Here is an 8,478-nt window from a genome sequence, read left to right on the forward strand (position 1 = left end):
GAACTGTGCCGGATAGTCCTATCTTACGCACCCACCCCCGCTCAGCCTGAGCCTGACGAAGGCCCCGCGCAGCGCTCGCCTCCCAACGTGCCGTCACCCCCGCGAAGGCAGGGGTCCCGCTTCTGCGCCGTGCGAGCCCTAAAGCGGGATTCCCGCGTTCGCAGGAATGACGATGTGCGATATGGGGCCCTCGCGCGGGGCCTTCGACAGGCTCAGGCTGAGCGGATGTCGTCAGGGGCTCCGAAAAGGGAGCGCCGATGCACGTCTTCCTGACCGGGGCCACGGGCCTTGTCGGCGGCGCGCTGGCGGGGGCGCTGCTCGATGCCGGGCATCGCGTCACCGCGCTGGTGCGCGGCGAAGGGCGCGACGTACTCGACATGGACGGTCGCGACCGGATCGACGCGCTGACCGCGCTGCAGGGCGATGTCGCACAGCCGGGCTTCGGAATGGCCGAGCCACCCGCAGACATCGACCTGCTGATCCACTGCGCCGCCACGGTCGATTTCGCCGCCAGCGATACGGTGCACGAAGCGATCAATGTCGGCGGCACCGCGCATGCCATCGCGCTTGCCCGCACCTGGGGATGCCCGCTGCTGCACGTCTCGACCGCCTATGTCTGCGGACGCGCCGACGGTGTGATCGGCGAGAACCCGGCCGACCTGCAAGCGAGTTTCACCAATGGCTATGAAGCGAGCAAGGCCCGAGCCGAAGCCTTGGTCGAGGCGGCACGGCGCGACGGGCTAGTCGCCGCGATCGCCCGCCCCGCGATCATCGTCGGGCGGCTCAGCGATGGCGCGATCGCGCGGATCGACGGCTTTCACCACCTGTTCCGGCTGTTCGGATCGCCGCTGCTCGGCGCTGTCCCCGCCGCGCCGCAAGCCGCGTTCGCGATCGTGCCGATCTGCCATGTTACCGCCGGGCTGATGGCGATGGCCGGGGATATGGCCGCGTTCGACGGCGAACGCGTGCATCTGGCGGGCTCGCACCCCTTTGCGATGGCGGACATGCTGCGGATCGTGGCCGATTATCCCGGCACCGTCCCGGCACGGATGATCGACCCTCAGGTCTATGATGCCGCCATGCTCGACCGCCGCACCGCGATGGTGCATCGGCGCATCGGCCCGCAATTCTTCGACTATTTCCTGCGCAGCCCTCGTTTTGCGGGAAACAGCCTCGAGCGGATCGCCGGAATGGGCGCGCCGGCGATCGACGACGCCGCGTTCCGCCGGATGATCGACCATTGCGTCAAGGTCGGGTTTCTGGACTGGCGGTAGCTGTCAGCCCCCTTGCGCCTTTCCTTCGCTTTCAACATGATGCGCCCAGATTCACCCAAGGGGCCCCATCCATGAAACATATTTTCCTCGCCACGCTCGCCCTCGCCCTGCCCTCCGCCGCGCTCGCGGGCGAGGCCGAAGATGCGGCCGCCGCGCAGGCGCTCAAGGCGATCGATGCGCGCTATGACGACACGGCGAAGGTCGCGCGGCAGATCTGGGAATGGGCCGAGGTCGGCTACAAGGAGGAACGGTCAAGCGCGCTGCTGCAGGAGCGGCTGAAGACCGCAGGCTTCAAGGTGACCCCGGGCGTCGCGGGCATCCCCACTGCATTCATCGCCGAATATGGCAGCGGCGGGCCGGTGATCGCGATCCTGGCGGAATATGACGCGCTGCCCGGCATCAACCAGGATGCGCTGCCGACGCGCGCGCAACTGCCCGGCAAGGGCGCGGCGCATGCCTTCGGGCACAATCTGTTCGCGGCAGGATCGCTGGGCGCGGCGCTCGCGGTGCGCGACTGGCTCAAGGCCACGGGTACGCCGGGCCGGGTGCGGCTCTATGGCACCCCGGCGGAGGAAGGCGGCAGCGGCAAGGTCTATCTGGTGCGCGAAGGCCTGTTCAAGGACGTCGATTTCTCGATCCACTGGCATGCCGATGACGAGAACAGCGCGGCGGCGCGCACGTCGCTCGCCAACCGTTCGGCCAAGTTCCGCTTCACCGGCGTCTCCGCGCATGCCGCAGGCGCACCCGAACGCGCGCGCTCTGCGCTCGATGGGGTCGAGGCGATGAACATGATGGCGAACATGATGCGCGAGCATGTGCCGCAGCAGACGCGCATGCACTATGTCATCACCGAAGGCGGCAGCGCGCCCAATGTCGTACCCGATTTTGCCGAGGTCTTCTATTATGTCCGCCATCCCGATGCCGACGAGGTACGCCGCATCTGGACCCGGCTCGAGGCGGCGGCGCAAGGCGCGGCGCAGGGTACCGGCACCAAGGTCGAATGGGAGATCATCCACGGCAACAACGCGCTGCTGGTCAACGAGCCGCTGGCGAAGATGATGGACATGAAGCTGCGCCAGGTCGGCGGGATCAGCTACACGCCCGAGGAAACCAGGTTCGCCGAGGGCATCCGCGCGAGCTTCGACAAGCCCGACCTGCCGCTGGGCAGCCAGGGCGAGATCCAGCCCTATGACGTGACCCTGGGCTATGGCTCGACCGATGTCGGCGATGTCTCCTACGCCACGCCGACCGTGGGCGTGCGCACCGCCACCTGGGTGCCGGGCACGTCCTCGCACAGCTGGCAATCGGCTGCGGCGAGCGGCATGTCGATCGGCTTCAAGGGCGCGCAGATCGCCGCCAAGGCGATGACGCTGGCGGCGATAGAGCTGTACACCAACCCGGCCCTGCGCGACGAGGCCACGGCGGCGTTCAAACAGGCTTTGGGGCCGAACTACACGTACAATTCGCTGCTCGGCGACCGCAAGCCGCCGCTCGATTACCGGGATTGAGCCTTTTCCGTTATTCCCGCGAAGGCGGGGGTGACGGCAGGTCAATTGGAGCGGCAGAAAATCAGCTGAAATTCGCGGCCCGCTTCTGCATGAACGCGAACACCGCCTCCACCTGGTTGGGCGTGCGGATGATGCCCTCCTGCAGCACGCTTTCCTCCATCAGGATCGCGTCGGTATCCATGTCCGGGCTGCGGTTGAACAGGTCCTTCGCGGCGCGGATGGCATCCGGGTTCTTGCCCGCGATCTCGGTGGCGATCGCCATCGCGCGTGCGTGCGGATCGGCATCGACATGCGTGGCAAAGCCGATCCGGCCAGCCTCTTCGCCGCTGAACTCACGGTTGGTATAGGTAAGCTCGCGCAGCACATCGTCGCGCACCGTGCCGCGCCACAAAGCATAGCCGCCCATGTCGGGGATCAGCCCCCAGCGCATCTCCATGATCGACAGCCGCGCATCGGGCGCGATGATGCGCATGCACGCGCCCGACATGATCTGCAGCCCGCCGCCGAAGCACACGCCGTGCACCGCCGCGATCACCGGCATCGGCAGCTTGCGCCAGCCGAACGCGACCTGCTGGAACTTGTTGGCATTGCCATAGGGCCGGTCGGTGAGCTTCGACGGTGCTGAGCCATCCGATCCGCCCGCCGGCGCAGTGAAGCTCGCCATGTCGAGGCCCGCGCAGAACGAGCGTCCCTCGCCCGACAGCACCACCGCGCGCACGCCGGGCTCCTTTTCGAGCCGGTCGATCGCGCCGATGATGCCGTCGAACATCGCCGGGTCGAGCGCGTTCATCTTGTCCGGGCGGTTGAGCCGCACATCGGCGACATGGTTCTCGATGGTGATGCTGACCCGGTCGTTCATGAAACTGCCTCTCCGTTGCGCTTGAGTGCCTGCTCCACCAAGGGGAGCTGGTCGTTGCCGAAATACATATCGGTGGATCCCACGAAAATCGAGGGCGATCCATAGCCGCCCCGCGCCACCAGCTTCTCGGTATTGGCACGCAGACGGTCCTTGACCGGCTGGCTGTTTGCCGCCTCGACCAGAGCCGCGCCATCCATGCCGATTGCATCGGCCACCGCCTTGATCTCCGACGGATCGTCGAGATTGCGCTGCTCGACGAAATAGGCGTGGAAGGCGGCTTCGGCAAAGCGCTCCAGCGCGCTCTGATCATCCTCCAGCGCGCAACAGGCGCGCATCGCATGCACGCTTTTCAGCGGGTGCCAGGGCGCAGGGAATTTGAGCTCCACGCTAGCCAGCCGTGCCCAGTCGCGCATCACCTTGCCCATATGGCGGAACTTGGGGCTGTCTAAGGCCTCGCGCGCGGCATAAACCGACGGGTTGACGGCATTGAACACCCCTCCGACCAGGATCGGAGTCCAGCGGATCGTCGCGCCCTCGCGCGCGGCGAGCGGGCGAATGTTGTGGAAGGCGAGGTACGTCCAGGGGCTGGACAGGTCAAAGCAGAATTCGATCTGGGGGGTCATGGGTTATCCTTGGGGCATAGGTTTTCGCACAGGTCCCTCGACTTCGCTCGGGAACTCGGAAAGGTGGGGAGAAAGGCGGTTTCTCCATCCGTTTGTCCCGAGCCCTTCGGCTGGCTGACAGGTCAGCCGCTCAGGATGAACTCTTCGAGGGACGTCCGCGCAACCGGTCACGCCTTGATCCCGAATAGCGTCTCGCGAACCTTCTCGTCCGCTTGCGGGTTGCGGTTGATCGCGTCCTTCATCACGTTGAGGCCCGCCTGCAAGGCCGGGCGTTCGCGGCACAAGGCGTACCAGCGCTTGATGTTCGGATAGTCGTCCAGCGTGATCTCCTGCCGCTTGTGCGTCATGATCCACGGGAAGATCGCCATATCGGCAATGGTGTAATCCGCGCCCGCGACATAGTCCGCCTCGCCCAGCCGCCGGTCGAGCACGCCATAGAGCCGCGCGGTCTCGCGCTCGTAGCGGTCGATGGCATAAGGCAGCTTTTCGGGCGCATAGAGCTTGAAATGGCCATTCTGGCCCAGCATAGGCCCCAGCCCGCCCATCTGCCACATCAGCCATTGCATCACCTGGTAGCGGCCGCGAAGGTCGGCAGGCATGAACCGTCCCGATTTCTCCGCCAGATAGAGCAGGATCGCGCCGGTCTCGAACACGCTGACCGGATCGCCGCCATCTTCGGGAGCATGATCGACGATGGCCGGGATGCGGTTGTTCGGGCTGATCTTCAGGAATTCGGGTGCGAACTGCTCGCCTGCGCCGATATTGACCGGATGGACCGTGTACGGCAGCCCGCATTCCTCGAGCATGATCGATATCTTCCACCCATTGGGTGTCGGGGCGTAATACAGATCGATCATGGCCTCTCCCGCGCAGATTCGCATTGCGTCTTGCAACTGACCATAATCAATGCGCGCGACGTGTCACCCCCCGGATGCGGCCGCCAGGACAAGACGATAGCCTCGATGCCGCACCGTCTCTATCCAGACACGATCTGCCATACCGGCGAGCCTGCGACGAAGCTTGCAGATATGCACCTCGACGCTGTTGGTGCCTGGATCGAACGGCGTCTGCCAGATGGCGTGGAGCAAATCGTCGCGGCTGACGATCTCGCCGACATGGCGCACCAGCGCAAGCAGCAGATCATATTCGCGCGGCATCAGCGACAGCGTCTCTCCCTGCCAGCGCACCTGGCGCAGGCCGGTGTCGAAGGTGAAATCCGCAAGCCGGATATGCCCCTGCAGCGCTGCATTGAGCCGAGCGGCGGCCTTCATCCGGGCGGCTAGTTCATCCGGACCGACCCGTGCCGAAATGGCATCGTCGGCCCCGGCCTCGATCAGGCGGGCGCGGGTGCCGCTGGTGCCGGCACCGACGAACAACAGGGGGGCCGATCGCTGGGGAATGTCATCGAGCCAGCTCTGCACGACGGCGCGGCAGCGGGCATCGCACAGCACTGGCCGATATCGCACGCGCGCCGGCCCGTCGAAATGCGGCTGCGCGTCGATCCCGAAGCGCGCCAGTGCCAGCGCCAGGCGTTCCAGTTCGGTGGGTTCGCTGCCCACCAGCAGCCAGGGTGACATGGAGCCGCCCCCGGTTGCGGGCGCAGTCGACAGCGCTGGTCGATAGTGCACGTTCATAACGACCCCTTGGCCGACGCTTCGGCCTCGGGAGCGTTAAACCGCGTTCATCGCCCGAATGGGAGCACAGTCGCGTCCGAAACGGAGCTACCCTGCCATCGCGATCAGGAGCCGACCGCCTGGCCCGGCGTGTTGACGCCCATGCTGGCAAGATAGCGCTTCACGTTGCGCGCGGCCTGGCGCAGCCGCTGCTCGTTCTCGACCATCGCGATGCGGACATAGCCCTCGCCATCCTCGCCATAGCCCACGCCCGGCGCGACCGCGACCTTAGCATGCTGCAGCAACTGCTTGGAAAATTCCAGCGATCCCATATGCTTGAGCGCGGGCGGCAGCGGGGCCCAGGCGAACATCGAGGCGCGCGGGGCCGGGATGTCCCACCCTGCCCGGCCGAACGCATCAATCATCACGTCACGCCGCTTGTGATAGAGCTCGCGGTTCTTCTGGACGATGTCCTGCGGCCCGTTGAGCGCCGCGCACGCCGCCGCCTGGATCGGCGTGAATGCTCCATAATCGAGATAGCTCTTCACCCGGGTGAGCGCCGCGATGAGCTGACGATTGCCCACGGCAAAGCCCATGCGCCATCCCGCCATCGAATAGGTCTTGGACATCGAGGTGAACTCGATCGCGACATCCTTTGCGCCCGGCACCTGCAGGATCGAGGGCGTCGGGCAGCCGTCATAGTAGAGCTCGCTATAGGCCAGGTCCGAGAGCACCCAGACCTTGTTCTCCTTCGCCCAGGCGACCAGCCGCTCGTAGAACGCGAGGTCGACCACTTCGGCCGTGGGGTTTGACGGATAGCCCACCACCAGCACCGAAGGCCGCGGCACGGTGAAGGCCATCGCGCGGTCGAGCGAGCGCCAGTAATTCTCGTCCGGCGTGGTCGGCACCGAGCGGATGGTCGCGCCGGCGATGATGAAGCCGAAGGTGTGGATCGGATAGCTGGGATTGGGCGCGAGCACGACATCGCCCGGCGCGGTGATCGCGGTGGCGAGGCTCGACAGGCCTTCCTTCGATCCCATGGTCACCACGACCTCGGTCTCGGGGTCAAGCTCGACATTGAAGCGGCGCGCATAATAGTTCGCCTGGGCGCGGCGCAGGCCGGGAATGCCCTTGGACTGGCTATAGCCGTGCGCATCGGGCTTCATCGCGACTTCGCAGAGCTTCTCGATGACGTGCGGCGGCGGCGGCAGGTCGGGATTGCCCATGCCCAGATCGATAATGTCCTCTCCGGCCGCTCGCGCCGCGGCCCGCATCGCGTTGACTTCAGCGATCACATAGGGCGGCAGGCGTTTGATGCGGTAGAATTCGTCGGACATATCGATTTCGCTTTTCAGTTCTCCGTGAATGGAGCGGCATCCTTGACCTATGTACGCGCGCGTGTCGAGCAAAAGCGGGAATTCTGCGGCGGTCATCGAGCAATTATCAGGGACTTATCTTTGCAACCCGGCGCTGCTAGGACAAGGCAAAGCATCCAGAACGAGAGGCCGCCCATGTCCGCCGAGAACGACTTCACCCCGCCGGGACTGCCCACGCTGGAAGAGATGCAGCACTGGACCTGGGTGTTCGGCCGCGCGCAGCAGATGATGCTGGAGCATGCCGCGACCATGGCGCAGCAGATGGCGCAGAAGGATCTGCCCCAGCTCACCGACCCTGCAGCGTTCCAGGCGAAGCTGCCCGCCTGGATGGGATCGATGCCGCAGGCGATGCTCGATGCCCAGGCCGATATGTGGCGCGACGGGATGACCTTGTGGCAGGGCTTTATCGGCGCGATCACCCCCCCTGCCCTCATCGCCGAGCATGAAGGCGGCCCGCCCGCGACGCCGGCGCAGGTGCCCGAGCTGCGCAGCGACCGCCGCTTCGCCGCGCGCCAGTGGCACGACAATCCGGTCTATGCGCTGATCCAGCAGAGCTATCTGATGGTCAGCGAACAGATGCTGCGCGTCGCCGACCGGCTCGAGGGGCTCGAGCCCAAGCAGAAGGAAAAGCTGCGCTTTGCGCTCAAGGGCATGATCGACGCGTCGAGCCCCGCCAATTTCGCGCTCACCAACCCGCTGGTGATGGAAAAGATGGTCGAGAGCAAGGGCGAGAACCTGTTGAAGGGCCTCGACCATATGCTGTCCGACATGCGCAAGGGCCAGCTCACGCATACCGACCCCAATGCCTTCGAGCTCGGCCGCAACATCGCGGTGACGCCGGGCAAGGTCGTGTACGAAAGCCCGCTGTTTCAGCTGATCCAATATGCGCCCGCGACCGACGAGGTGGTGGAGACGCCGCTCGTCATCTTCCCGCCCTGGATCAACCGCTTCTACATTCTCGATCTCAACCCGCAGAAGAGCTTCGTCAAATGGGCGACGGAGCAGGGCATCACCGTGTTCATGGTCTCGTGGAAGTCCGCCGACGAGAGCATGGCCGAGGTGATCTGGGACGATTATGTGAAAGCGCAGATCGAGGCGATCGATACCGTGCGCGACCTGCTCGAGGTGCCCTCTGTCCACACCATCGGCTATTGCGTCGCGGGGACCACGCTCGCCGCGACGCTGGCGCTGCTGGCGAAGCGCGGCGAGGCCGAGCGGGTGAAAT

The 8,478-nt window shown here is 65.5% G+C and carries 8 protein-coding genes; 3 read left to right on the forward strand and 5 right to left on the reverse strand.

What is annotated here, in order from left to right; genetic code table 11:
• The first annotated feature begins 257 nt into the window (after positions 1 to 257).
• Together AX735_RS14075 and AX735_RS14080 are read left to right on the forward strand one after the other, a co-directional pair.
• On the forward strand, positions 258 to 1,274 hold the full coding sequence (locus AX735_RS14075; RefSeq protein WP_066281490.1) for an SDR family oxidoreductase: 1,017 nt from the start codon (positions 258 to 260) through the stop codon (positions 1,272 to 1,274).
• 71 nt (positions 1,275 to 1,345) lie between these two features.
• Positions 1,346 to 2,782 carry an amidohydrolase gene (locus AX735_RS14080; RefSeq protein ID WP_066281495.1) on the forward strand — a complete coding sequence of 479 codons (1,437 nt, stop codon included), beginning with the start codon at positions 1,346 to 1,348 and terminating at the stop codon, positions 2,780 to 2,782.
• A gap of 61 nt (positions 2,783 to 2,843) precedes the next feature.
• On the opposite strand, the gene AX735_RS14085 is transcribed toward AX735_RS14080, so the two are convergent.
• From AX735_RS14085 to AX735_RS14105, 5 genes are all read right to left on the reverse strand, one after another.
• Positions 2,844 to 3,641 (reverse strand): crotonase/enoyl-CoA hydratase family protein, encoded by a 798-nt coding sequence (locus AX735_RS14085; protein ID WP_066281498.1) that lies wholly within the window; start codon positions 3,639 to 3,641, stop codon positions 2,844 to 2,846.
• Positions 3,638 to 4,264 (reverse strand): 2-hydroxychromene-2-carboxylate isomerase, encoded by a 627-nt coding sequence (locus AX735_RS14090; protein ID WP_066281500.1) that lies wholly within the window; start codon positions 4,262 to 4,264, stop codon positions 3,638 to 3,640. The genes AX735_RS14085 and AX735_RS14090 overlap by 4 nt, the downstream gene beginning before the upstream one ends.
• Positions 4,265 to 4,431: 167 nt before the next feature.
• Positions 4,432 to 5,121: a glutathione binding-like protein gene (locus AX735_RS14095; protein WP_066281510.1), complete on the reverse strand. Its 690-nt coding sequence runs from the start codon at positions 5,119 to 5,121 to the stop codon at positions 4,432 to 4,434.
• 63 nt (positions 5,122 to 5,184) lie between these two features.
• Positions 5,185 to 5,841, reverse strand: coding sequence for a winged helix-turn-helix domain-containing protein (locus tag AX735_RS14100; RefSeq protein WP_066281502.1), 657 nt, complete (start codon positions 5,839 to 5,841; stop codon positions 5,185 to 5,187).
• A 161-nt stretch (positions 5,842 to 6,002) separates the two neighbouring features.
• Complete coding sequence (locus tag AX735_RS14105; protein WP_060980279.1) at positions 6,003 to 7,214, reverse strand: LL-diaminopimelate aminotransferase; 1,212 nt, start codon at positions 7,212 to 7,214, stop codon at positions 6,003 to 6,005.
• 174 nt (positions 7,215 to 7,388) lie between these two features.
• On the opposite strand from AX735_RS14105, the gene AX735_RS14110 reads away from it, so the two are divergent.
• Positions 7,389 to 8,478, forward strand: a 1,090-nt coding sequence (locus AX735_RS14110; RefSeq protein ID WP_446471820.1) for a PHA/PHB synthase family protein, incomplete at its 3' end; no start/stop codon positions are given.

Source organism: Blastomonas sp. CCH1-A6 (assembly GCF_001556365.1).
Lineage (GTDB): Bacteria > Pseudomonadota > Alphaproteobacteria > Sphingomonadales > Sphingomonadaceae > Blastomonas > Blastomonas ursincola.